Source organism: Pseudomonas sp. NCCP-436 (assembly GCF_019656335.1).
Classification (GTDB): domain Bacteria; phylum Pseudomonadota; class Gammaproteobacteria; order Pseudomonadales; family Pseudomonadaceae; genus Aquipseudomonas.
On sequence record NZ_BPLZ01000008.1, the window covers coordinates 129,178 to 152,434 of the forward strand.

Here is a 23,257-nt window from a genome sequence, read left to right on the forward strand (position 1 = left end):
GCGGGCTTAAAGCTTGATTTCGACGTAAGCCTCGTCGCGGATCTGGCGCAGCCAGGTCTGCAACTCTTCCTCATACTTGCGGTTGCGCAGCAGGTTGGCCGCCTGCTGCTGGCGAAGTTCGGAGCTGCTGTCAGTGGCGCGACGTCCCAGCACCTGCAGTACGTGCCAGCCATAGGGGCTTTTGAACGGTTTTGACAGCTCGCCGTTGGGGGTATTGCTCATCACATCGCGGAATTCCGGTACCAGAGAATTGGGGTCGATCCAGTTCAGGTCGCCGCCATTGAGAGCAGAACCCGGGTCCTCGGAGAAGTTGCGCGCCAGCTCGGCGAAGTCCTCGCCAGCCTGAATGCGCTGGTACAGGCGCTCCACCAGGCGGCGGGTATCTTCCTCGCTGCGGATCTCGCTGGGTTTGAGGAGGATGTGGCGGACATGCACTTCATCGCGTACCAGGGTGTCGCCGCCGCGTTTTTCGATCAGCTTGAGAATGATGAAGCCGCCGGGAGTGCGAACCGGTTCGGTGACTTCACCCGGGGCCAGAGCACTTACCAGATTGTCGAACGGTGGTGGCAACTGACCAGCCTTGCGCCAGCCCATCTCGCCACCTTCCAGTGCGGTTTCGCTGGCCGACCGGGCAATCGCCAACTGGGCAAAGTCTGCCCCCTGGCGCAGCTGCTCGTAGATTTCACGAGCCTGGCGCTCGGCGGTCTGGATTTCACCCGAGGAAGCACCTTCGGAGACTGGGATGAGGATGTTGGCCAGACGGAATTCTTCCGACAGCTGCATTTTGCCCAGGTCCGAGGCCAGGAAATTCTGCACCTCCTGATCCGTGACCTGAATGCGCTCGGCTACCCGGCGCTGGCGCACGCGGCTGATGATCATCTCGCGGCGGATCTGCTCGCGGGCGTCGGCATAGGACAGGCCGTCGCGGGCCAGTGCTTCGCGGAACTGCTCGAGGCTCAGGCCGTTGCGCTGGGCGATGGTGCCCACGGCCTGGCTGAGTTCTTCTTCGCTGATGCGAATGCCAGAGCGTTCGCCCATCTGCAGCTGGATGTTCTCCACGATCAGGCGCTCAAGCACCTGCTGGCTGAGTACGTCGGCCGGAGGCAGGCTGCCGCCGCGTTTGTCGATGGTCTGCTGTACCTCCCGCAGGCGGGCATCGAGCTGGCTCTGCATGACTACGTCGTTATCGACGATGGCCACGACTCGATCCAGGGGGCGGACTTGGGCCTGAGCCGTCACCGCCAGCAGTGCTGCGCCCAGCAGCAGGGGGCGCAGGCAGTCAGAAAGCTTGGTCTTCACGTTCACGGTAACCTTCAATGCCTTGGTCGAGGAAAGATTCCACCTTGTTGCCGACAACGCCGCCGAGCCCTTTGAGGACGATCTGCAGGAAGATGCCGCGATCTGCCTCATCGTTGCGCGACGGGTTCAGGCTGACCTCGTCGTAGTCGATCCAGTAGCGGTTGATCAGACGCAGTTTCCAGCAGCAGCTGTCGTACTCGAAGCCGCCGAAGGCCTCCAGAGTGCGGTTGCGGCCGTAGTCGTACTGCCAGCGCGAGATCAGGCTCCACTGCGGAACCAGCGGCCAGATGACGGAAAAGTCATGCTGGTCGACCTTGTAGTAGTTCTTGATGTAGTTGGGGCTGCCTGGAGTGCCATAGTCTGGATTGGTGGTCCAGGCGCCACTGTCGCGGTCGTAGCGCAGCGTGTCGTTGCGATAGCGATAACCCAGGTTGACCACCTTGTTCGGATTGTCCTCCGGCTGGTAGTGGAACATGGCGCTGCCCGAGCGGGTGCGATGCTGATCCGGGTCCCAGTTGAAGGTGGAGCTGAAGCGCCAGTCGCGATTGAAGCGGTACAGGTACTCCAGTGCGTAGGGTGAGACATCGGCCGTGGCGTCCTTGCGGTCGCGGTAGCGCACGCCGGGCATCTGTACCTTGCGATCCTCGAAGTAGAATGCCTGGCCAATGCTGAAGCGCTGGCGTTCGAAGCCGTTGGGCTCGATCCAGCGGCTGGTCACGCCCAGCGACAGCTTGTTCTCGTCACCGATGCGATCTTTGCCGCTGAAACGGTTTTCACGCCACAGAGAGGAATAGCTGAAGGACGGTTCGCGGGTGTCGAACACCGGAATGGCGCTCTGGTCTTCCTCTGGTACGTAGAGGTAGAAGGCGCGCGGCTCCAGGGTCTGGCGGAACTGCTGGCCGAACAGTTGGGTGTTGCGGTCGAAGTACAGCCCGCTGTCGACGCTGAATAGGCCAACGCCACGATTCTGCGAGTCCTTGTAGTTGACGCCGTACCACTGGTTGGTCGGATCGTTGGCCGCATCGGCGATATTTTTCTTGCCGGTGCTGTCCAGGCTCAGATCGTAGTGGGTCTGGAAGTACTTGAGCTGCGGCTTGATATAGCCCCAGGTCCAATCCAGCGGCAGGGCAACGGCCGGCTCGATATGCAGGCGTTCGCCATTGGCACGGTTGAGACCTTTCAGACGAGCGTCATACCAGAGACCTTCCGGCTGGCCTTCTTTATTAATGAAGCTACCTGAGCGCAGGTTTCGGTCGAATTTTACGTACTCGGTCTTGTAACTGAACTCAAGGCCGCCCGGGTTGAACGGCAGCTTGCCGTCCAGGGTAAGCTGCGGCAGACGATTGTAGGGCGTCAGATCCGTGATATTGGCCAGCTCATAGGCGTGCAGATTCAGGCGGGCGCGGTAGCTGTCGCCACGGTAGGTGAGGGCGGCGCGCTGGTTGACGTAGGTCTGCCGTTCGATGCCCAGATCACTATTCAGATCCTGGAAATAGTACGGGTCGCTGATGTCGGTGTAGTCGACTTCAGCGAGCAGGCGCGAGTTCAGACCCTGTTTGTGCTGCCAGCTGTACAGCCAGCGCTGATCCTCGTACTCGGACTGCAGTTTGCGCTCGTCCTCGCGGTCGTCGAGATAGGCGGCGCCAACCTGACCTTCGCTGCTTTCGGTCAGGTAACGGAACTCACCTTCCATCAGCAGGCCGCGCTTGGTCATGTAGGTTGGGTACAGGGTGGCGTCGTAGTTCGGCGCCAGGTTGAAATAGTAGGGTGTCTGCAGGGAGAAGCCGGTATCGCTGGAGGTGCTGAAGCTCGGCGGCAGGAAGCCGGACTGGCGACGGTCATCGATCGGGAAGTAGATGTACGGCGTGTAGAACACCGGAATGTTCTTGACCCGCAGCGTCACGTTGGTGGCGGTACCGAAGCCGGTTTCCGGATTCAGGGTGACGTTGTTGCCCTTCAGGTGCCAGGCATTGTCACCGGGTTCGCAGCGGGTGTAGGTCCCGTCTTTGAGGCGAATGATGGAGCTTTCTTCGCGCTTGGCGTAGAGCGCGCTGCCACGGACATGAGCCTGGTGCAGGACGTACTCGGCGTTGTCGATACGGGCTTCGCCGTTGTCGAGCTGCAGCTCGGCGCGGTCGCCGACCACCAGCATGCCGCGGTCACGCAGACGCACGTTGCCGATCAGTTCACCACGATTTTCGGTTTGGTGCAGTTTGGCCTCATTGGCCTCGACCTGCATGCCGGACTGGCGCAGTACCACTTCGCCTGCCAGGGTGGCGACCTGCTGATCCTGCTCGTAGCGCGAGGCCCGGGCCGAGACGAACATCGGCGATTCGTCCAGCGGTGTGGTGTCGCCCATGCCCGGACGTTGCGGCTCGATATAGGCACCTGCGCAGTAAGGGCCGGCTTCGGCCAGTTGGGCAGGAGTCAACTGCTCGCGTGGCACCCAGTCCAGATGGCTGTAGTCGGCGCTGCGCGAGGCCAGGGCGCGGCCCTTGCTCTCGGTGACCAGCACCGGCTCGGCTTTCTTCTCGGCGACCGCCTTCTCACTGCCGACGGGGCTGCTGATGCTGCCGGCGCTGTGCTGTGGGCGCGGAGGCAAGGCGCTGGCGGCTGATTTTGGTGTACAGGCCCAGCCACCAGTGGCCGAGGCCTGGCAGTCGTACTGCTCGGCAGCATGGCTTTGTAGGCTGAGGGCAGGCTGTAAGGCCAGGAGGCTGCCACTTACCAGCAGCGGGAATTTCTTGCGGAACGCGGGGTGTTTTACTGCCATCTTGTTAGTCCGGGCTTCCTGCGCGCTACCGGCCCAGGGGCCGCACGCCTCTCGATGGGCTGAAAAAGATGCTGGATAATAAAGCATGACCCGCGGAACGGCTAGCGCCGTCGGAGACCCCTGATGCCTGATCAAGATGTACGCCTGCAACAGCTACAGAGCTGGCTCGACCAGCAGTTGCCGGACCTGTTCGACCAGCGTGGCTGGGGCCACGTGCCGCCTGCGCAGTTGAGCGCGGCCAGCAGTGATGCCAGCTTTCGCCGTTACTTCCGCTGGCAGGCGGGTGAACGTAGCCTGATTTTGATGGACGCTCCGCCTCCGCAAGAGAACTGCGCGCCCTTCGTCAGGGTGGCGTCGCTGCTGGCCGGCGCCGGTGTGCATGTGCCGCAAGTGCTGGTGGCTGATCTCGAGCAGGGCTTTCTGCTGCTTGATGACCTTGGCCGGCAGACCTATCTCGAAGTGATCAACACCGACAACGCCGATGCGCTGTTTGCCGACGCCATCGACGCTTTGCTCCGGCTGCAGCGCCTGCCGCTGCCGGAGGATCTGCCGCATTATGACGATGCCCTGCTGCGCCGTGAGCTGCAGTTGTTCCCGGAGTGGTACGTGCAGCGCCATCTGGGGGTGACCTTCAGTGCAGCGCAGCGGTCAGTCTGGCAGTGTGTCTGCGACCTGCTGGTGGAAAGCGCTCTGGAGCAGCCGAAAGTGCTGGTGCACCGTGACTTCATGCCGCGCAACCTGATGTACAGTACGCCAAATCCGGGTGTGCTGGATTTTCAGGATGCCGTCTGCGGGCCAGTGACCTACGACATTACCTGTCTGTTCAAGGATGCCTTCCTCAGTTGGCCCGAGGAGCGGGTGCAGGCCTGGCTGAGCGGGTACTGGAAGCAGGCGCGGCAGACCGGTATTCCGGTGCAGGCGTCGCTGCCGGAGTTCCTCCGCGCCAGCGATCTGATGGGGGTGCAGCGTCACCTCAAGGTGATCGGCATCTTCGCGCGCATCTGTCACCGCGATGGCAAGCCGCGCTACCTGGCCGATGTGTCGCGCTTTTTCGCCTACATCCAGGCGGTGCTGGCGCGCCGGCCAGAGCTGGCCGATCTGGGCGAGTTGCTGGCCGGCTTGCCGCAGCATGAGGCGCTGCCGGCATGAGGGTGATGATTCTGGCCGCAGGCAAGGGCGAACGCTTGCGACCGCTGACCCTGCACACCCCAAAACCCCTGGTGCGTGCCGCTGGTGTGCCGTTGATCGAATACCACGTTCGCGCTCTGGCCGCGGCCGGCTTCCGTGAGCTGGTAATCAACCATGCCTGGCTGGGGCAGCAGATCGAGGACTATCTTGGCGATGGTTCGCGCTTTGGCCTGCGCATCGCCTATTCGCCGGAAGGAGAGCCGCTGGAAACCGGCGGTGGCATCTTCCGGGCATTGCCGCTGCTGGGCGGCGAGCCCTTCCTGGTGCTCAATGGCGATATCTTCACCGACTACCCCTTCGCCTCCCTGCGACGTCCGTTGGCCGGGCTGGCGCACTTGGTGCTGGTGGATAACCCGGCACATCACCCGCAGGGAGATTTCACTCTGGCCGCAGGGCAAGTCAGCGATACTGCGGACACAGGCCAGAGACTGACCTACAGTGGTCTGGCAGTGCTGCATCCGGAGCTGTTTGCAGGCTGCCGCGCTGAAGCCTTCAGGCTTGCCCCGCTGTTGCGTCAGGCCGTGGAGGAGGGGATGGTCAGCGGCGAGCATTTCGGCGGCTGCTGGATCGATGTCGGTACTCATGAGCGCCTGGCAGAAGTAGAGCGCCTGCTGCAGAAGGCCCCTAGGTGATCTGGCCTGCAACCCTGGCCGGCGCGGTTGCCGGTTTTGCCCTGGCGAGCATCCCGGGAGCGCTGCTGGGCGGGCTGCTTGGGCAGGTGCTTGACCGTCGCCTACGCCTGAACGACTGGAACAGTCTGCGCGCGCGCCTGGCCCGCCAGCCGCAGCCGGCGGACGAGGACTTGCTGTTTCTTATGCTCGGCCGGCTGGCCAAGAGCAATGGCCGGGTGTTGCCGAGCCATATCCAGCAGGCCCGTGCGGAAATGCAGCGGTTGGCCCTCGACGAGGCCGGTCAGCAGCGTGCCATTGAGGCGTTCTCCCGTGGCAAGACCGCCCGTGACAGCCTGCGTGAGCCGCTGCAGCGACAGTCCGTGCGGGGTGAACAACTGCTGCGCGCCTGCTGGCGCATGGCCTGGGTGGATGGCCGGGTGACAGGGCAGGAGCAGGAGCTGTTGCACCTGTGGGGCAAGTGGCTGGGCTGGGATGGCGCGCGGGTGGAGCAGCTGGGCGAGGAATATGCGCCGCGTCGCAGCCAGCAACCGGCACCGGCGGGTGGCAGTTATCAGGAGGCGCTGCGTCTGTTGGGCATCAACGAAAGCAGCGAACCGGAGCAGATCAAGCGCGCCTACCGGCGCCTGCTCAGTCGCCATCACCCGGATAAGCTGGCGGGCTCCGGCGCTTCGCCTGAACGAATCCGCGAGGCGACCGAAACCACTCGCCAGCTGCATCAGGCCTATGCGCTGATCCGCCAGCGTCGAGGCTTGCGCTAGCTGCCGGTCGCGCGGATATGCAGTTGTAGCCAGCCGCGCAGACGGCGGTAGAGCTGCTCCTGCTGCACGTCGAGATTCCCCGGCAGAGCTTTCATCGACACCTGGATATAGGTGGGCAATTTGGCGCGTTTGCTCGCCTGCAGGCGTTTCAGGGCCGCAGTGCGGTCGGTGACCTGATCCTTGTAATAGAAGTCGCCGGTGGCCACTGGCAACTGCGCCACCAATTCGTCCAATGGTGGAGCGAAGCCTGCTGGCAACTCGGCTGCGACCATCAGCAGATTGTGCACGTTGTCCAGCTTGCGCTCGTTCAGGTAGCGCGCAGCCCAGTAAGCCCCGCTGCCGTGGCCCAGCAGCACGATTTCCTTGGCCTGCTGCTGTTCGGCAAAGGTGATGGCCGCCTCGATGCGGGCCATGACCCGCTCGACGTGTGCCTGGCGCCGCTGCTCGGAGCTGATTGCCGTAGCGGCGGGTGCGGCTGTCGGCTCCGGTGAACCCTCGGTAGCGTTTTCCGCCTCGGCGCTGGTGGCTTCGTCCTCAGTGGGGCTGGGTGTTTCGACGGCGGCGGTGCGTGGCGGTAGCGGGTCGCCGTCGGGATCGGGCAGGGTGATGCTCAGGCTGTGCCAGCCGGCATCGGGCAACTTGCGCCGTAGCGGGCCGACTGCGGCAGCGCCATCGGCGTTTTCCACGTCGCCAGGCAACAGGATCACCGCACCGCTGGGCTCGCCAACGTTGGCCGGCAGCCACAGGGCGAGAAAGCTCTCGGCACCAGCCTGCAGCATTTGCTGTTCACGCTTGTCCAGGCGTTGCTCCAGCGTCTGCGCCTCGCTGACGCTGCGTTCGGGCAGCAGCGGACGCTCGTTCGCAGCGGGGGCGTCGACGCTATCGGCCGGTGCGTCCTCGGGCGGCTCCTCGGCCCAGGCTGCGGGGCAGGAGAGAAGGCAGAAACCGAGCAGTGCTAGTGAATGAAGGCGCATCGATGAGGCTCCTGATCGTCTGCTACAGAGCCTAATGCCGCGCTCCGCTTTTGTCAGGCGACTCGGGCAAGACTGGAGTAAGGTATGGGATCGCGTCAGCGGATTCGCCGTGCATGAAATCCCTTCTTTCCTCTCTATCCCTGTTGCTGCTGTTGGTCATCTCCAATGCCTGGGCTGAAAACCCACGCATGCCGCTGCGCCCGGCTTTCGATGCCGAGCAGCGTGCCTGGCTCAGGGAGCATCCCGTGCTGCGCGTAGGCCTGGTGCAGCAGGCGCCCTGGGTTCAGCGCGGTCAGAATCGGCAACTGACCGGGGCCAATGTCGAGCTGATGCAGCGTCTGCTGGATGGCATGGGCGTCGCCCCTGATTGGCGCCTGTATGCGGATCACGAGTCGCTGGAGCGAGCGGCCAGCGCAGGTGAGGTGGACCTGGCACCGGGGCTGCAGCAGACCCCGGCCGGTTTGCGCGTCTGGCAGTACTCGATGCCCTACCTGCGGGTGCCTCATCTGGTGGTGGGCGAACGCAGTGGCAGCGCAGTGGACATCGACCAGTTGCCGCTTGAGCAACTGGTGGCTGTGCGTGCGTCGAGCCAGGCAGCGGAATACCTGCAGCGCACCCATGGCAACCTGCGCCTGCAACTGGTCAATTCCGAGCGTGCGGCGTTGCAGCAGGTGCTCAGCCAGAATGTCAGTTATGCGGTGGTCGATGAGGCCAGTCTCAGCCAGTTACTGCGTGAGCCGCGCTTTTCTGCGCTGAATGTGGTCGGCGACATTGGCCTGCCGCAATTGCTGCGTCTGGCCACGCGGCGCGATCTGCCTCTGCTGTCGGCCATAGTCGATCAGACGCTGGAGGCTCTGCCGGCGCGTGAGCTGGAGGAGCTGCGCGACACCTGGATGCCGCTGCGCTATCCGCAGGCCAGTGATTTCGTCGGTTTCTGGAAGACGCTGACCCTGTTCCTCGTGTTGCTGCTGTTGATCGGTGCCTCCGCGCTGTATCGCCAGCGCCGCCAGACCCGACAGTTGGAGCGACGGTTACTGGCCGCTCGCGGTGAGTTCGACCTGCACCGTCAGGCCGCCGAATCGCTGCGCCTGAGCCAGTTTTCCCTCGACAACAGCACGGTGGGCATTCTCTGGGTCAACTGGGACAGTCACCTGCGCTACGCCAACCGGGCTGCCGAAAGCATGCTCGGGTATGCCCCGGGAGCGCTTGTGGATAAGCCGCTCGGCTTGTTGGAGCCCGGTCTCGACATGGATCGCTGGCTGCATCTGTGGAAACGCGTGCGGGAGCGAGAGGGCGGCTCGCCCAGTGTCGAAATCGACTGCGTGCGTGCAGATGGCAGTCTGATGCCGGCCGATGTGTCGCTGAGCTTTCTGCGCTATGGTCAGGCCGAGTACCTGGTGGTGTTTCTCAGCGATATCACCGAACGACGCCGCGCCCGTGCTGCGCTGGAGGAAAGCGAGGCGCGTTTCAAGGGTATTGCCGGTAACGTTCCCGGTCTGGTGTTTCGCCTGGAGCGCGCCGCTGCCGGCAAGGCCGTGGATTTCGCCTATATCAGTGAGGCCAGCCAGGGAATGGTCGGCTGGCCGGCGAGAGAATTGCTGCGCGAGGATCGGGGGTTGCGCAGCCTGGTGCATCCGGACGATCTGCCGGCCTATCAGAGTAGCCAGAGTCGGGCGTTGGAAGCGGAGTGCGACTGGCGCTGGCAGGGGCGCATCCTTACCCGTGAAGGAGAGGTGCGCTGGGCCGACATTCGTTCCACCTCCCGTTCCCTGGGCAATGGCCGGGTAGTCTGGGACGGTATCCTTTGGGACATCACCGAGAACAAGCTGGCAGAGCTGGAACTGGCTGAGTCCCGGGCGCGGCTGCGTCAGTTGTCGGCGCACCTGGAGAGCGTGCGTGAGGAGGAAAAGGCTCGCATCGCCCGTGAGGTGCACGACGAACTGGGCCAGGTACTGACGGTGCTCAAACTGGAAACGGCTATGTGCGAATTGGTCTGCGCCGGGCAGATTCCGGAGCTGGACGAGCGTCTGGCGAGCATGAAGCGGCTGATCGCGCAGTTGTTCCAATTGGTGCGTGACGTGGCCACGGCACTGCGCCCGCCCATTCTCGAAGCGGGCATCGCCTCGGCCATAGAGTGGCAGGTACGGCGCTTTGAGGAACGCATGCAGATTCCCTGTCTGGTGGAGGTGCCGGAGCAGTCGCCGCGGCTGTCGGATGCCCGGGCCATCGGTCTGTTCCGCATCCTGCAGGAAGCCCTGACCAATGTCATGCGACACGCTCGCGCCGACAGCGTTGAGGTTCGTCTGTGGCTGGAGGACGGCATGCTGTGTCTGTCGGTGGTGGACGACGGTGTCGGTTTCGACCCTGCCCGGCGTCGGCCGGGCCAGTCCTTTGGGCTGGTCGGCATGCAGGAGCGGATCTTGATGCTGGGAGGGCAGCTACAGATTGACAGCCGGCCAGGCGAGGGCACTACCCTGTGTGCCCGCGTGGCTCTGGAACAGGAGGAAAATGCGTGATTCGGGTACTGGTGGCGGAAGACCACACCATCGTCCGCGAAGGCATCAAGCAGCTCATCGGCATGGCGCGTGACCTTGAAGTGGCGGGCGAGGCCAGCAACGGCGAGCAGTTGCTCGAAGTGTTGCGGCGCACGCCGTGCGAGGTGGTGTTGTTGGACATCTCGATGCCCGGGGTCAACGGTCTGGAGGCGATTCCCCGGATTCTGGCGCTGAGCGAGCCGCCAGCGATTCTGGTGCTGTCGATGCACGACGAGGCTCAGATGGCGGCGCGTGCGCTGAAGATCGGCGCGGCGGGCTACGCCACCAAGGACAGCGATCCTGCGCTGCTGATTACTGCCATCCGCAAGGTGGCTGCTGGCGGTCGTTATATCGATCCGGTGTTGGCTGACCGCATGGTGTTTGAGGTGGGGCTGACCGATTCGCGGCCGCCCCATGCGCAGTTGTCCGAGCGTGAATTTTCGGTGTTCGAGCGTCTGGTGCGTGGCGAGGGGGTCAACGATATCGCTGCCCATCTGGCGGTCAGCAACAAGACCATCAGTACTCACAAGGCGCGGCTGATGCAGAAGCTGGGCGCCAACTCGGTGGCTGATCTGGTGCGCTATGCCATGGAGCACCGCCTGCTCTGAAGATGCCCTGCCAGTTGTAAGGCCGGATGAGTTTGCGGGGCTTTTGTAGGGATATCCCTACAGCAAATCTCTCTTAGTCTGATGAGAAATCGTCATCACGCCTGATTTTTTCACGCCAGCTCTGAACCTACCCTGTCGTCATCAGCCAGCAACAAAAACAAGGGTGCGGTGATGGCAAACGATGTACTGGTGAGCTTCCGCGGCGTGCAGAAGAGCTATGACGGCGAAACGCTGATCGTCAAGGATCTCAATCTGGATATTCGCAAGGGCGAGTTTCTCACCCTGCTCGGACCGTCCGGCTCCGGCAAGACTACCAGCCTGATGATGCTGGCCGGTTTCGAAACCCCTACGGCGGGGGAAATTCTTCTCGATGGCCGTTCCCTGAACAAGTTGCCGCCTCACAAGCGTGACATCGGCATGGTGTTCCAGAATTACGCGTTGTTCCCGCATATGACGGTGGCCGAGAACCTGGCCTTCCCGCTCAGTGTGCGCGGCATGTCGCGCACCGACATCAGTGAGCGGGTCAAGCGCGCGCTGTCCATGGTGCAGCTCGATACTTTCCGCAACCGCTATCCGGGTCAGCTCTCCGGTGGTCAGCAGCAGCGTGTGGCACTGGCCCGGGCGCTGGTGTTCGAGCCGCAACTGGTGCTGATGGACGAGCCGCTGGGGGCGCTGGACAAACAACTGCGCGAACACATGCAGATGGAAATCAAGCATCTGCACGAGCGCCTCGGCGTGACGGTGGTGTACGTGACCCACGACCAGGGCGAGGCACTGACCATGTCCGATCGTGTGGCGGTATTCCACCAGGGCGAGATCCAGCAGATCGCCCCGCCACGCGAACTCTACGAAGCGCCGCACAACACCTTTGTTGCCCAGTTCATTGGTGAGAACAACCGTCTGGCCGGCACGTTGCTCAGCCGTGATGGCGCTGAGTGCGTGGTGCGCCTGGCGCGCGGCGAGGAAGTGCGTGCCACGGCGGTCAACGTCGGGGCGGTGGGTGAAGCAGTGAGCCTGTCGATCCGCCCCGAGCGCATTCGCCTCAACGGCCACAGCGAGGCCTGCCCGAACCGCTTTTCCGGGCGCATCGCCGAATTCATCTATCTCGGAGACCACGTGCGTATCCGCATGGAGGTCTGCGGGCAGTCCGACTTCTACGTCAAACAGCCGATTGCCGAGCTTGATCCGGCCCTGGCTGTTGGCGATCTGGTTCCGCTCGGCTGGTCTGTCGAGCATGTCCGCGCGCTGGATCCACTGCTGTCTGAGTGACCGCTTCGCGCAGTGCTTCACCCAACCCCGTAACACAGAGGAGCTGATAAGAATGATGAAATCCCTGAAGCTAGCGGCACTAGCGGTCGGCATAAGCTGCGCGATGCCAGCGTTGGCAGTGGACCTGACCGCGATCTCCTTCGGCGGTGCGAGCAAGGTAGCGCAGACCAAGGCGTTCTATGACCCCTTCGAGAAGGCGACCGGCCACAAGGTCCTGGGCGGTGAGTACAACGGTGAAATGGCCAGGGTCAAGGCCATGGTCGACACCCGCAGCGTGAGCTGGAACCTGGTCGAAGTCGAATCCCCGGAGCTCGCCCGTGGTTGCGACGAGGGGCTGTTCGAAGAACTGGATCCGAGCCTGGCAGGCAATGCCGATGATTTCATCGAGGGCGCCATCCAGCCATGTGGCGTCGGTTTCTTCGTCTGGTCCACCGTACTGGCCTACAACGCCGACAAGCTGGCCAGCGCCCCGCAGGGCTGGGTCGATTTCTGGGACGTGAACAAGTACCCGGGCAAGCGCGGCCTGCGCAAAGGCGCCAAGTACACCCTGGAGTTCGCTCTGATGGCGGACGGCGTGCCGGTCAAGGACGTGTACAAGGTGCTGGCCACCAAGGAAGGCCAGGACCGCGCATTCAGGAAACTCGATGAGCTGAAGCCGCACATTCAGTGGTGGGAGGCTGGTGCCCAACCGCCGCAATATCTGGTGAGCGGCGATGTGGTGATGAGCTCGGCCTACAACGGTCGCATCGCTGCGGTGCAGGATGAGAGCAACCTGCAGGTGGTATGGAACGGCGGTATCTATGACTTCGACTCCTGGGCCATCCCGCGCGGCGCGAAGAATATCGAGCTGGCCAAGGAATTCCTCTCCTTCACCCTCACCCCGGAAGCGCAGAAGACCTTTGCCGAGAACATCGCCTACGGTCCTGCCAACAAGCACGCCATCGACCTGCTGTCCCCGGAGCGCGTGAGTCTGATGCCGACCGCCCCGGAGAACATCGCCAACCAGGTGGCCATCGACGTGACCTTCTGGGCTGACTACGGCGAGCAGCTGGAGCAGCGTTTCAACGCCTGGGCCGCGCGTTAACCCGCCTACCCGGCCCCGCCCATGGCGGGGCCGTCAGAATTCCTAACTTGCTTGCGGAGTTGTCCATGGCCGCCGTACTACCTGCCAGCGATTTGCCTGGGCCCAGCCTGAAGCAGCGTCTGGCCCGCGCCGAGCGTCTCAATCGGCTGAAGTCGAAGGCGTTGATCCTGCCTTTGCTGCTGTTCCTCCTGCTCACCTTCCTGGTGCCCATCGGGGCGCTATTGCTGCGCAGTGTCGACAACCCGGAAGTGGTCGGCAGCCTGCCGCGTACGGTCGAGTCTATCGCCGCCTGGGATGGCCGCGGGCTGCCCGACGACGCTGTCTATCGCGCGATCGCCGAGGATATTGCCGACGCCCGCCGCAATCAGACGCTGGGCGACCTGTCCAAGCGCCTGAACATGGAAGTCGCCGGCTTCCGCAGTCTGGTCAGCAGTACTGCGCGCAAACTGCCGCTGCGTGAGGAACCGGCCTCCTACCAGGAAGCCTTCCTCGACATGGATGAGCGTTGGGGCGACCCCGCCTACTGGCAGGTGATCCGCCGCAATGCGTCGTCGGTGACGCCGTACTATCTGCTGGCTGCGCTCGATCACCGCATCGACGATCTGGGTGAGCTGGCCAAGGCCACGCCGGATCAGGCCATCTATCTGGATATCTTTGCCCGTACCTTCTGGATGAGCGTGGTGATCACCGCCATCTGCCTGGTACTGGCCTATCCGCTGGCCTACCTGCTGGCCAACCTGCCGACCCGTTCCGGCAACCTGCTGATGATTCTGGTGCTGCTGCCGTTCTGGACCTCGATCCTGGTGCGGGTGGCGGCGTGGATCGTGCTGCTGCAGTCCGGCGGCCTGATCAATAGCGCGCTGATATCGCTTGGCATCATCGAGCAGCCGTTGCAACTGGTGTTCAACCGCAGTGGCGTGTACGTGGCCATGGTGCACATCATGCTGCCGTTCATGATCCTGCCGATCTACAGCGTGATGAAGGGCATCTCGCCCAGCTACATGCGCGCCGCGGTGTCGCTCGGCTGCCATCCGTTCGCCAGCTTCTGGCGGGTGTACTTCCCGCAGACCCTGGCCGGTGTCGGCGCCGGTTGCCTGCTGGTGTTCATCCTGTCGATTGGCTACTACATCACCCCGGCACTGCTGGGCAGCCCGAATGATCAGATGATCAGCTACTTCGTTGCCTTCTACACCAACACCACCATCAACTGGGGCATGGCCACCGCGCTGGGTGGGCTGCTGCTGGCCGCCACCCTGGTGCTCTACGTGGTGTACAGCTGGCTGGTTGGCGCAAGCAAGCTGAGGCTTGGCTAAAAAGGCCTGCGCAGCAGGCCATCTGATGCCCCTCTCCCATTCATGGGAGAGGGGAGCTTGAAAAGCTCACTGGAGTAAAACCATGCTCAGCCCCTACATGTCACCCGTCGAGCGTCTCTGGTACTACGGCCTGCGCATCCTCTGCGGCCTGGTGCTGCTGTTTCTGATCCTGCCGGTGCTGGTGATCGTGCCGCTGTCGTTCAACTCCGGCACCTTCCTGGTCTACCCGCTGCAGGGTTTCTCACTGCGCTGGTATGAAGAGTTCTTCATGTCCGCCGACTGGATGCGTTCGTTGAAGAACAGCCTGATCGTCGCCCCGGCCGCGACCTTGCTGGCCATGGTGTTCGGCACCCTGGCGGCGATCGGCCTGACCCGTGGCGAGTTCCGCGGCAAGGCGCTGGTGATGAGCCTGCTGATTTCACCGATGATCGTGCCGGTGGTGATCATCGGTGTCGCCAGCTACCTGTTCTTCGCCCCGCTGGGGCTCGGTAACAGCTACCTGTCGTTGATTCTGGTGCATGCGGTGCTCGGCGTACCCTTCGTCATCATCACCGTGTCCGCGACCCTGCAGGGCTTCAACCACAACCTGGTGCGCGCGGCGGCCAGCCTGGGTGCCTCGCCGCTGACCACCTTCCGCCGGGTGACCCTGCCGCTGATCGCGCCCGGGGTGATATCCGGAGCCCTGTTTGCCTTCGCCACCTCGTTCGACGAGGTCGTCGTGACCCTGTTTCTCGCCGGCCCCGAGCAGGCAACCCTACCACGGCAGATGTTCAGCGGCATTCGTGAAAACCTCTCGCCCACCATCGCGGCGGCGGCGACGCTGCTGATCGGCTTTTCCGTTCTGCTGCTGCTGACGCTGGAGTGGCTGCGCGGGCGTAGCGAGAAGCTGCGTACCCAGCAGCCGGGCTGACTGGCTGGCACGGTCAGCCGCTGGTGGTTCATGCGAGGGAGGCGTTATGTGCAAGCAGATTCTGTGCGGTGCTTTGATGTTGGCCTGTACCACGGTCGTGCAGTCACTCTCGGCAGCCCAGATCAATGTGGTTACCTTCGGCGGTGTGGTGCGTGAGGCACAGCGCGATACGCTGTTCCGCCCGTTCCGCGAGGCCAGTGGCACCCTGGTGGTCAATGGTTCCTACAACGGCAGCTTCGATAAGCTGCGGCGCATGCAGGCCATGGAACACGTGACCTGGGATGTGCTGGAGGTGGAGTCCCCGGAATTGCACCGCGGCTGTGAGGACGGCCTGTTCCTGCCGCTGTCCGACGCGTTGCAGGTCGAGGCACGTGATCTGGTGCCGGGTGCCTTGCGGCCCTGTGGGGTCGGTACCTTCGTCTGGTCGATGGCGCTGGCCTACGATGCCGGACGCCTGTCCCAGGCGCCCCACAGCTGGGCGGACTTCTGGGACGTGCAGCGCTTCCCGGGCGGACGCGGTCTGCGTCAGGGGGCCAAGTACAACCTGGAGTTTGCGCTGCTCGCCGATGGCGTGCCGGCCTCCGAGGTCTACGCGCTTCTGGCCACTGAGGCCGGGGTCGAGCGGGCATTCGCCAAGCTCGAGCAACTGCGGCCGCACATTCGCTGGTGGCAGGCCGGCGAAGAGCCCCTGCGGCGCCTGGCCGACGGTGGCATGGTCATGAGTTCGGCCTACAGCGGGCGCATCGGCGTCGCTCAGGAGCAGGGCGTCAAGGTCGGGCTGGTGTGGGCCGGCAGCATCTACGACTTCGACTACTGGGCCATTCCGCGTGGTAGCGCCAATCGCGAGGAGGCCGAGCGCTTCATTCGCTTCGCCAGTCAGGCGCAGCAGCAGCAGGCCTTTGCCGAACGGATTCCGTATGGTCCGGTGAGTCGCGAGGCGGTGGCGAGCCTGGCCGCCGAGCGTGCGGCCCGCCTGCCTACCGCAGCGGCCAACATGCGCGACGCGCTGCCCATGGGGGTGGACTTCTGGGTCGAGCATGGCGAGGCACTGGAACGCCGCTTCGAGCAATGGCTGGCGCGTCGCTGAGATCATCGTGCGGGTAGCGAAGGGGGCCGCCTCGGGTACAATACGCGCCACCGTGATCCAGCACTACGAACCGTTTGCGATCTGCTGCGCGTCGGCCAGACGTCGTTAAAAACAGGCTCGGAATGCTCATTGACTTCAGTAAACTCCGCTTCCTCGCCTGTTTTTGCCTAGCCCGGCTCTAGCTTGCGAGATCCCAAACTGGTTCTCAGAGGTGCGCCATGCAACCCTTCGCCATCGCCCCGTCGATCCTTTCCGCTGATTTCGCCCGCCTGGGTGAGGAAGTGGACAACGTACTCGCCGCCGGGGCGGACATCGTGCATTTCGATGTCATGGACAACCACTACGTGCCCAATCTCACCATCGGCCCGATGGTCTGTTCGGCACTGCGCAAGTACGGCATCACTGCGCCCATCGATGCGCACCTGATGGTCAAACCGGTCGATCGCATCATCGGTGACTTCATCGAGGCCGGCGCCAGCTACATCACCTTCCACCCGGAAGCTTCCGAGCATATCGATCGTTCCCTGCAGCTGATCAAAAGTGGCGGCGCCAAAGCCGGTCTGGTGTTCAACCCGGCTACCCCGCTGGACGTGCTCAAGTACGTGATGGATAAGGTCGACATGGTCCTGCTGATGAGCGTCAACCCCGGTTTCGGCGGGCAGAAGTTCATCCCCGGCACCCTCGACAAGCTGCGCGAAGCGCGTGCGCTGATCGATGCCAGCGGTCGCGAAATCCGCCTGGAGATCGACGGCGGCGTCAACGTGCAGAACATCCGCCAGATCGCCGAGGCGGGCGCCGACACCTTCGTCGCCGGCTCGGCCATCTTCAACCAGCCGGACTACAAGGCCGTGATCGATGCCATGCGCGCCGAACTGGCCCAGGTGCGTGGATGAAGCCGCTGCGCGCGCTGTGCGCCGGTGAGCTGCCGCGCCTGGTGATGTTCGATCTGGACGGCACGCTGATCGACTCGGTGCCGGACCTGGCCGCAGCGGTGGACCGCATGCTGGTCGAGCTGGGGCGCGCTCCGGCGGGTGTGGAGCAGGTTCGCCAGTGGGTTGGCAACGGTGCCCGTGTACTGGTGCGGCGTGCCCTGGCCGGTAGCCTGGAACACGCCGCGGTCGATGAGGCCGAGAGCGAGGCGGCGCTGGCGCGTTTTCTCGATATCTACGGCGAGTGTCATACGCTGACTACACTCTACCCCGGCGTTCACGAACTGCTGGAGGCGCTCAGCACTGCTGCGGTAGAGCTGGCGGTGGTGACCAACAAGCCGGAGCGTTTCGTTGCACCGCTGCTGGAGCAGGTAGGTCTGGGTGGCTATTTCCGCTGGATCATCGGAGGCGACACTCTGCCGCAACAGAAGCCGGATCCGGCGGCATTGCTGCAGGTGATGCATCTGGCTGGCGTGAGCCAGAAGCAGGCAGTGTTCGTCGGTGACTCACGCAACGATGTGCTGGCTGCTCATGCCGCCGGCGTGCCCTGCGTGGCCGTCAGCTACGGCTACAACCACGGTCGCCCGGTTGTCGAGGAGTGCCCGGAGCTGCTGGTCGACTGTCTCACCGAGCTGCTCTAGGCGCTGGCGCACCCCAACGGTGCGCCGGACTGAATCGCTCTATCCGAGGTTGCCTGAAGGCAGCGTCTGCGCTACCTTGGCGACCTACGTTTTCTTGCCCGCCTGTCGAGATCAAGCCGTGGTGGTTAGCTGCAAACTGTGGATGAAAGTCATCAAGGCCCTGGCCCGTTGGCGCTGGCGCGCCTGATTCTGTCCTGCCGCCGCGTGCGGCCCGTTTGCACCCGACCGATACTCTCAAGCCACGAGGCTGATCATGAACCATGAAGAATTCCTGCGTTTGGCCGCTGAAGGCTACAACCGCATTCCGCTCGCCTGTGAAACCATTGCCGACTTCGACACGCCGCTGTCGATCTATCTGAAACTGGCCGATGCGCCCAACTCCTACCTGCTTGAATCGGTGCAGGGGGGGGAGAAGTGGGGGCGCTACTCGATCATTGGCCTGCCGGCGCGCACCGTGCTGCGCGTGCAGGGCCATGAAGTGGTGATCACTACCGACGGGGTCGAAGTGGAGCGGCACCAGTGCGAGGATCCGCTGGCCTTTGTCGAGGAATTCAAGGCGCGTTACAAGGTACCGACCATCTCCAGTCTGCCGCGTTTTAACGGTGGCCTGGTGGGTTACTTTGCCTACGACAGCGTGCGTTATGTGGAGCCACGCCTGGCTGCCGGGGTAAATCCCGATGCACTGGGCACGCCGGATATCCTGCTCAACGTTTCCGATGCTGTGGTGGTGTTCGACAACCTGGCTGGCAAGATGCACGCCATTGTCCTGGCCGATCCGGCTGAAGCCGACGCTTTTGAGCGCGGTCAGGCGCAACTGCAGTCCATCCTGGAGAAGCTGCGTCAGCCCATGGCGCCGCGCCTGGGCGTGGATCTGAGCCGGCCTGCCGGCGAGGAGCCGGCATTTCGTTCCAGCTTCAGCCGTGAGGACTTCGAGCAGGCGGTTCGGGCGATCAAGGACTACATCCTGGCCGGTGACTGCATGCAGGTGGTGATATCCCAGCGCATGTCTATCCCGTTCAAGTCTGCTCCCATCGATCTGTACCGCGCGCTGCGCTGTATCAACCCGACGCCCTACATGTACTTCTTCAATTTTGGTGATTTCCACGTAGTGGGCAGCTCGCCGGAAGTGCTGGTGCGGGTCGAAGACAATCTGGTCACCGTGCGACCGATCGCCGGTACCCGCCCGCGCGGCGCCACTGAGGAGGCCGACCTGGTGCTTGAACAGGATCTGCTGGCCGATGCCAAGGAGATCGCCGAGCACCTGATGCTGATCGACCTGGGGCGCAACGACGTTGGTCGTGTTTCGGAGGTCGGCTCGGTGAAGCTGACCGAGAAGATGGTCATCGAACGCTATTCCAACGTCATGCACATCGTCTCCAACGTTACCGGTGAGTTGCGCAGTGAACTTAGTGCGATGGACGCTCTGCGCGCCATCCTGCCGGCCGGCACACTGTCCGGTGCGCCGAAGATCCGTGCCATGGAGATCATCGACGAGCTCGAACCAGTCAAGCGTGGCGTCTACGGTGGCGCAGTCGGCTATTACGCCTGGAACGGCAACATGGATACCGCCATCGCCATCCGCACCGCAGTGATCAAGGATGGTGAGCTGCATGTGCAGGCCGGCGCCGGTATTGTTGCCGACTCGCAACCGGCGCTGGAGTGGGAAGAAACCCTGAACAAGCGCCTGGCGATGTTCAAGGCGGTGGCCTTGGCGGAACAGGGCTCGCTCTGATCCGAGCGTATAACAGGAAGGGCAGCTTAGGCTGCCCTTCCTGTTTCCGATTTGCTGGGTATCGCTGCGCCTAAACCCAAACCCTAGGGCGGACGTCGCTTTATCCGTCCACCAATAGCCTGGCAGGGTAGCGGATGAGAAGAACGTCGGTTAAGCGCCCCCGACGTGGCTGTTGTGCGCCCTAGTCCAGCTTGGCCAGCGCTGCCCCGGCATCCAGATAGCCCCCGGCCTGTTCACGGATGCGCAGGATGCCGTCCGTAGGGGCGGTGACCTGGGTTTCCATCTTCATGGCTTCCATCACTGCGATCACTTCGCCGGCCTTCACCTGGGCGCCGTCCTCAACCAGCCAGGCGTGCAGGTTGCCGGAGATCGGTGCACTGACCAGACCTTCTGTGTCGGCCGGTGCTGTGGCCTGAGACGTCGCCTGAACATTGCTGCTCAACGGCGCCAGGCCTTGCAGCAGCGCACTGGGCAGGCCCAGCTCATGGCGCTTGCCGTCGATCTCGATGAAGGTGCGCAGCACCGCCTCGTCGGCCACCGGCAACGTGCGCGGTGCCAGGGTGATCTGCTCGGTGAAGTCGGTCTCGATCCAGCGTGTGTGAACGGCAAAGCGCTCGCCAGTGAAATCGGCGTGGTTCATCACCGCGCGGTGGAAGGGCAGTACCGAAGCGATACCTTCGATATGGAATTCGGCAAGGGCGCGGCGGGCACGGGCAATGGCCTGCTCGCGTGTGGCGCCGGTGACGATCAGTTTGGCCATCATCGAGTCGAATGTGCCGGGCACCGTAGAGCCGGTCTCCACGCCGCTGTCCAGACGCACGCCGGGACCGTTTGGTGCGCGGAACTCGCTGATCTTGCCGGGGGTGGGCAAAAAGCCCTTGCCGGCATCTTCTGCGTTGATGCGGAACTCGAAACTGTGGCCGCGTGCTGTCGGTGTCTCGTGCAAGGACAGCGGCAGGCCTTCGGCGATGCGCAACTGTTCGATGACCAGGTCTATGCCGGCGGTTTCCTCGGTCACCGGGTGCTCCACCTGCAGGCGGGTGTTCACTTCCAAGAACGACAGGGTGCCATCGGCGCTGAGTAGGTATTCCACTGTGCCGGCACCTACGTAACCGGCCTTGGCGCAAATGTCGTGGGCGGACTGGTGAATGCGCTGGCGCTGCTCATCGGTGATGAAGGGGGCCGGCGCTTCTTCCACCAGCTTCTGGTTGCGACGTTGCAGCGAGCAGTCACGGGTGCCGACCACCACTACATTGCCATGAGTATCGGCGAGCACTTGGGCTTCGATATGGCGCGGGCGGTCGAGGAACTGTTCGACAAAGCACTCGCCACGGCCGAATGCAGCCTCGGCTTCGCGCACTGCCGACGCGTACAACTCGGCCACTTCGTCCATGCGCCAGGCAACCTTCAGTCCACGTCCACCGCCACCAAAGGCGGCCTTGATGGCGATCGGCAAACCGTGCTGCTCGGCAAAGGTCAGTACCTCGGCGGCGCTCTGCACCGGGCCCGGGGTGCCGGCTACCAGAGGTGCGCCGACCTGCTCGGCGAGTTTGCGGGCTTCAACCTTGTCGCCGAGCATATCGATGGTTTCAGGGGGCGGGCCGATCCAGATCAGCCCGGCGGCCAGTACCGCACGAGCAAAATCGGAGCGCTCGGAGAGAAAACCGTACCCGGGATGTACGGCATCGGCACCAGCGCGCCTGGCGATGGTCAGCAGTTTGTCAATGTTCAGGTAGCTGTCGGCTGGACGCTCGCCGTCCAGCGCGTAGGCTTCGTCGGCCAGGCGCACGTGCAGGGCGTCTATGTCGCTATTGGCGTACACGGCAATGGAGGCCACACCATAGTCGCGGCAGGCGCGAGCGATGCGTACGGCGATTTCACCACGGTTGGCGATCAGGACTTTTTTCATGAGATATCTTTCGCGGCGGCAGTGGAAAAGGAGGTGTTGGCCTGCAGTTCGGCAAACTTCCGGATGGGGTTGAAGCGAATCTTTGCGTTGATCGGTATCTGTCCGGCCAGATCCAGGTGGTAACTGGCAACCGAGGCGATCACCGGATAGCCGCCGGTCAGTGGATGGTCGGCGAGAAACAGAACCGGCTGGCCGTTTGCAGGAACCTGGATAGCGCCCACAGAAGTGCCTTCGCTGGGCAGTTCGTCATGCTTGCAGCGCTGCAGTGCTACATCGCCTTCCAGGCGGATGCCAACCCTGTTGGACTGCGCAGTAACGCGCCACGGCTGGTTGCTCAGCAGCTCAATGGCTGCCTCGGTGAACCAGTCACTGCGCGGGCCCATGACCACATCCAGGGTGACTACGTCAATAGTGGTAGGCAGCGCGAAGGTTGGGTTTTCCGTCACGGAAACGCTGCTTCCGCCGCTGACTTCGTTGAAGCCCAGGCGGTCACCGGCCTTGAGCGGCAGTGGGCCAATTTGCGCCAGGCTATCGTAGGACAGACTCCCCAGCACGGGATCAACCTGGAAGCCGCCGCGAATCGCCAGGTAGCTGCGCAGCCCGGCTTGTGGCGCTCCGAGGCTAACACGGTCGCCGCGATCCAGCTCGATGGGCTGGTAGTTGTCCGCTTGCCACTGCAGACCGCAGGCACTGGTCACTCTGATCGGTGTCTGCGCGCCGGTGATGGCGATGATGGTGCGGCCGTGGCAGACGAAACTCAGGCCGCCGAGCACCACTTCCAGGCAGGCGCAGGCCGAGTCGTTGCCGACCACCCGATTGGCCGCGCGCAGTGCGCTGCGATCCAGAGCACCGGACTCTGACACGCCCTGATCGCTATGACCGGCACGGCCAAGATCCTGCAGCACCGTTTGCAGGCCCGGGCTGAGTACTTCGAGATAGTGGGGGCCGACAGCAACTGTATTTTCAGGCTGGCGCGGTGCCGGCAAGCCGCCTGGCGGCAGGGCGCCGGCATCACGAAAGCGAACCTTGTAGCCCGGGCGCAGCAACGCCGGTTCCGGGCGAGCCAGATCCCACATCTGCAACGGTGTGACGCCGATGATCTGCCAGCCGCCGGGGCTGGCTTTGGGGTAGACGCCGCTGAATTCACCGGCCAGAGCCACAGCACCAGCGGGAATACGGGTACGCGGTGTTGGCCGCCGTGGCACCAGAAACCCGGCGCCACCGGTGAGGTAGCCGAAACCGGGAGCAAAGCCGCAGAAAGCCACCTCGTAATCCGCGCTGGTGTGACGCTGAATCACCTCTTCACGGCTGATGCCAAGCAGCGCGGCAACTTCATCGAGATCCTCGCCGTTGTAGTACACGGGGATTTCCACGCGACGGCTATCTTGCGCTTGGCGTTGACTCAGGTCGCGCTGGGCAATGGCGTCGACCAGCGTCTGGCGGTCGATGGCGCTGGGCCGGTAGCGGATGAGCAGGGTGCGCGCTGCGGGGATCATTTCCTCGACTCCGGCAATAGGCTCGGCCTGCAGCGCGGTGAAAAGTGCCAGGGTTTCGTCGAGATTCGCCAGTTCGACGAGCAGGGCATCCAGGTTTACGGGAAGAAAACGCAAAACCGCC

18 protein-coding genes are annotated in these 23,257 nt (G+C 63.4%); 13 read left to right on the top strand and 5 right to left on the bottom strand.

The genetic code is table 11. From position 1 onward, the window contains the following. Positions 1 to 6 precede the first annotated feature (6 nt). Entirely contained in the window at positions 7 to 1,299 is a 1,293-nt protein-coding gene (gene surA / locus NCCP436_RS10790; RefSeq protein ID WP_220804002.1) for a peptidylprolyl isomerase SurA, read from the bottom strand. Further along, entirely contained in the window at positions 1,280 to 4,072 is a 2,793-nt protein-coding gene (locus NCCP436_RS10795) for an LPS-assembly protein LptD (RefSeq protein ID WP_220804003.1), read from the bottom strand. Before NCCP436_RS10795 ends, surA begins: the two co-directional genes overlap by 20 nt. A 123-nt stretch (positions 4,073 to 4,195) precedes the next feature. Between NCCP436_RS10795 and NCCP436_RS10800 the strand changes: the two genes are divergently transcribed. Genes NCCP436_RS10800 through NCCP436_RS10810 form a run of 3 tightly spaced genes read left to right on the top strand, consistent with a single transcriptional unit; the run spans position 4,196 to position 6,650 of the window. Beyond that, positions 4,196 to 5,221, top strand: coding sequence for an aminoglycoside phosphotransferase family protein (locus NCCP436_RS10800; protein WP_220804004.1), 1,026 nt, complete (start codon positions 4,196 to 4,198; stop codon positions 5,219 to 5,221). Then, positions 5,218 to 5,892 (top strand): N-acetylmuramate alpha-1-phosphate uridylyltransferase MurU, encoded by a 675-nt coding sequence (gene murU, locus NCCP436_RS10805; RefSeq protein WP_220804005.1) that lies wholly within the window; start codon positions 5,218 to 5,220, stop codon positions 5,890 to 5,892. The genes NCCP436_RS10800 and murU overlap by 4 nt, the downstream gene beginning before the upstream one ends. Continuing rightward, entirely contained in the window at positions 5,889 to 6,650 is a 762-nt protein-coding gene (locus NCCP436_RS10810) for a DnaJ domain-containing protein (RefSeq protein ID WP_220804006.1), read from the top strand. The genes murU and NCCP436_RS10810 overlap by 4 nt, the downstream gene beginning before the upstream one ends. On the opposite strand, the gene NCCP436_RS10815 is transcribed toward NCCP436_RS10810, so the two are convergent. After that, positions 6,647 to 7,624 carry an alpha/beta hydrolase family protein gene (locus NCCP436_RS10815; protein WP_220804007.1) on the bottom strand — a complete coding sequence of 326 codons (978 nt, stop codon included), beginning with the start codon at positions 7,622 to 7,624 and terminating at the stop codon, positions 6,647 to 6,649. The two genes, NCCP436_RS10810 and NCCP436_RS10815, sit on opposite strands and share 4 nt — an antisense overlap. A gap of 113 nt (positions 7,625 to 7,737) precedes the next feature. On the opposite strand from NCCP436_RS10815, the gene NCCP436_RS10820 reads away from it, so the two are divergent. The 10 genes from NCCP436_RS10820 to trpE all read left to right on the top strand — a co-directional run bounded on the left by NCCP436_RS10820 (position 7,738) and on the right by trpE (position 19,731). Then, positions 7,738 to 10,140 carry a PAS domain S-box protein gene (locus NCCP436_RS10820; protein WP_220804008.1) on the top strand — a complete coding sequence of 801 codons (2,403 nt, stop codon included), beginning with the start codon at positions 7,738 to 7,740 and terminating at the stop codon, positions 10,138 to 10,140. Continuing rightward, entirely contained in the window at positions 10,137 to 10,766 is a 630-nt protein-coding gene (locus NCCP436_RS10825; RefSeq protein ID WP_220804009.1) for a response regulator transcription factor, read from the top strand. Before NCCP436_RS10820 ends, NCCP436_RS10825 begins: the two co-directional genes overlap by 4 nt. 171 nt (positions 10,767 to 10,937) lie before the next feature. Then, complete coding sequence (locus NCCP436_RS10830) at positions 10,938 to 12,035, top strand: ABC transporter ATP-binding protein (protein WP_220804010.1); 1,098 nt, start codon at positions 10,938 to 10,940, stop codon at positions 12,033 to 12,035. A gap of 52 nt (positions 12,036 to 12,087) precedes the next feature. Continuing rightward, positions 12,088 to 13,119 carry an ABC transporter substrate-binding protein gene (locus NCCP436_RS10835; RefSeq protein ID WP_375709486.1) on the top strand — a complete coding sequence of 344 codons (1,032 nt, stop codon included), beginning with the start codon at positions 12,088 to 12,090 and terminating at the stop codon, positions 13,117 to 13,119. A gap of 65 nt (positions 13,120 to 13,184) precedes the next feature. Further along, the gene (locus NCCP436_RS10840) at positions 13,185 to 14,432 is read left to right on the top strand and encodes an ABC transporter permease (protein ID WP_220804011.1); all 1,248 of its coding nucleotides are present in this window, start codon (positions 13,185 to 13,187) and stop codon (positions 14,430 to 14,432) included. An 82-nt stretch (positions 14,433 to 14,514) separates the two neighbouring features. Next, complete coding sequence (locus NCCP436_RS10845) at positions 14,515 to 15,342, top strand: ABC transporter permease (RefSeq protein WP_220804012.1); 828 nt, start codon at positions 14,515 to 14,517, stop codon at positions 15,340 to 15,342. Positions 15,343 to 15,388: 46 nt separating this feature from the next. After that, complete coding sequence (locus tag NCCP436_RS10850) at positions 15,389 to 16,429, top strand: ABC transporter substrate-binding protein (protein ID WP_259651484.1); 1,041 nt, start codon at positions 15,389 to 15,391, stop codon at positions 16,427 to 16,429. Between the two features lie 218 nt (positions 16,430 to 16,647). Then, positions 16,648 to 17,322, top strand: a complete 675-nt coding sequence (gene rpe / locus NCCP436_RS10855; protein WP_220804013.1) for a ribulose-phosphate 3-epimerase — start codon at positions 16,648 to 16,650, stop codon at positions 17,320 to 17,322. Then, positions 17,319 to 17,999 carry a phosphoglycolate phosphatase gene (locus NCCP436_RS10860; RefSeq protein WP_220804014.1) on the top strand — a complete coding sequence of 227 codons (681 nt, stop codon included), beginning with the start codon at positions 17,319 to 17,321 and terminating at the stop codon, positions 17,997 to 17,999. Before rpe ends, NCCP436_RS10860 begins: the two co-directional genes overlap by 4 nt. Before the next feature lie 253 nt (positions 18,000 to 18,252). Then, positions 18,253 to 19,731: an anthranilate synthase component I gene (gene trpE / locus NCCP436_RS10865; protein WP_220804015.1), complete on the top strand. Its 1,479-nt coding sequence runs from the start codon at positions 18,253 to 18,255 to the stop codon at positions 19,729 to 19,731. Positions 19,732 to 19,912: 181 nt separating this feature from the next. Here trpE and NCCP436_RS10870 read toward each other — a convergent pair whose 3' ends face one another. Beyond that, the gene (locus NCCP436_RS10870; RefSeq protein WP_220804016.1) at positions 19,913 to 21,640 is read right to left on the bottom strand and encodes a biotin carboxylase N-terminal domain-containing protein; all 1,728 of its coding nucleotides are present in this window, start codon (positions 21,638 to 21,640) and stop codon (positions 19,913 to 19,915) included. Further along, a complete protein-coding gene (locus NCCP436_RS10875) occupies positions 21,637 to 23,250 on the bottom strand; it encodes a 5-oxoprolinase/urea amidolyase family protein (RefSeq protein ID WP_220804017.1) in 1,614 nt (537 codons plus the stop codon). Before NCCP436_RS10875 ends, NCCP436_RS10870 begins: the two co-directional genes overlap by 4 nt. Positions 23,251 to 23,257: the final 7 nt, after the last annotated feature.

What these genes read in the sequence shown, in the direction of transcription:
- murU (WP_220804005.1), top strand. Translation starts at nt 5,218, where the DNA reads ATGAGGGTGATGATTCTGGCCGCAGGCAAGGGCGAACGCTTGCGACCG.
- NCCP436_RS10800 (WP_220804004.1), top strand. Translation starts at nt 4,196, where the DNA reads ATGCCTGATCAAGATGTACGCCTGCAACAGCTACAGAGCTGGCTCGAC.
- NCCP436_RS10815 (WP_220804007.1), bottom strand. Translation starts at nt 7,624, where the DNA reads ATGCGCCTTCATTCACTAGCACTGCTCGGTTTCTGCCTTCTCTCCTGC.
- NCCP436_RS10860 (WP_220804014.1), top strand. Translation starts at nt 17,319, where the DNA reads ATGAAGCCGCTGCGCGCGCTGTGCGCCGGTGAGCTGCCGCGCCTGGTG.
- rpe (WP_220804013.1), top strand. Translation starts at nt 16,648, where the DNA reads ATGCAACCCTTCGCCATCGCCCCGTCGATCCTTTCCGCTGATTTCGCC.
- NCCP436_RS10835 (WP_375709486.1), top strand. Translation starts at nt 12,088, where the DNA reads ATGATGAAATCCCTGAAGCTAGCGGCACTAGCGGTCGGCATAAGCTGC.
- NCCP436_RS10820 (WP_220804008.1), top strand. Translation starts at nt 7,738, where the DNA reads ATGAAATCCCTTCTTTCCTCTCTATCCCTGTTGCTGCTGTTGGTCATC.
- NCCP436_RS10850 (WP_259651484.1), top strand. Translation starts at nt 15,389, where the DNA reads ATGTGCAAGCAGATTCTGTGCGGTGCTTTGATGTTGGCCTGTACCACG.
- NCCP436_RS10845 (WP_220804012.1), top strand. Translation starts at nt 14,515, where the DNA reads ATGCTCAGCCCCTACATGTCACCCGTCGAGCGTCTCTGGTACTACGGC.
- NCCP436_RS10840 (WP_220804011.1), top strand. Translation starts at nt 13,185, where the DNA reads ATGGCCGCCGTACTACCTGCCAGCGATTTGCCTGGGCCCAGCCTGAAG.
- NCCP436_RS10870 (WP_220804016.1), bottom strand. Translation starts at nt 21,640, where the DNA reads ATGAAAAAAGTCCTGATCGCCAACCGTGGTGAAATCGCCGTACGCATC.
- NCCP436_RS10795 (WP_220804003.1), bottom strand. Translation starts at nt 4,072, where the DNA reads ATGGCAGTAAAACACCCCGCGTTCCGCAAGAAATTCCCGCTGCTGGTA.
- trpE (WP_220804015.1), top strand. Translation starts at nt 18,253, where the DNA reads ATGAACCATGAAGAATTCCTGCGTTTGGCCGCTGAAGGCTACAACCGC.
- NCCP436_RS10830 (WP_220804010.1), top strand. Translation starts at nt 10,938, where the DNA reads ATGGCAAACGATGTACTGGTGAGCTTCCGCGGCGTGCAGAAGAGCTAT.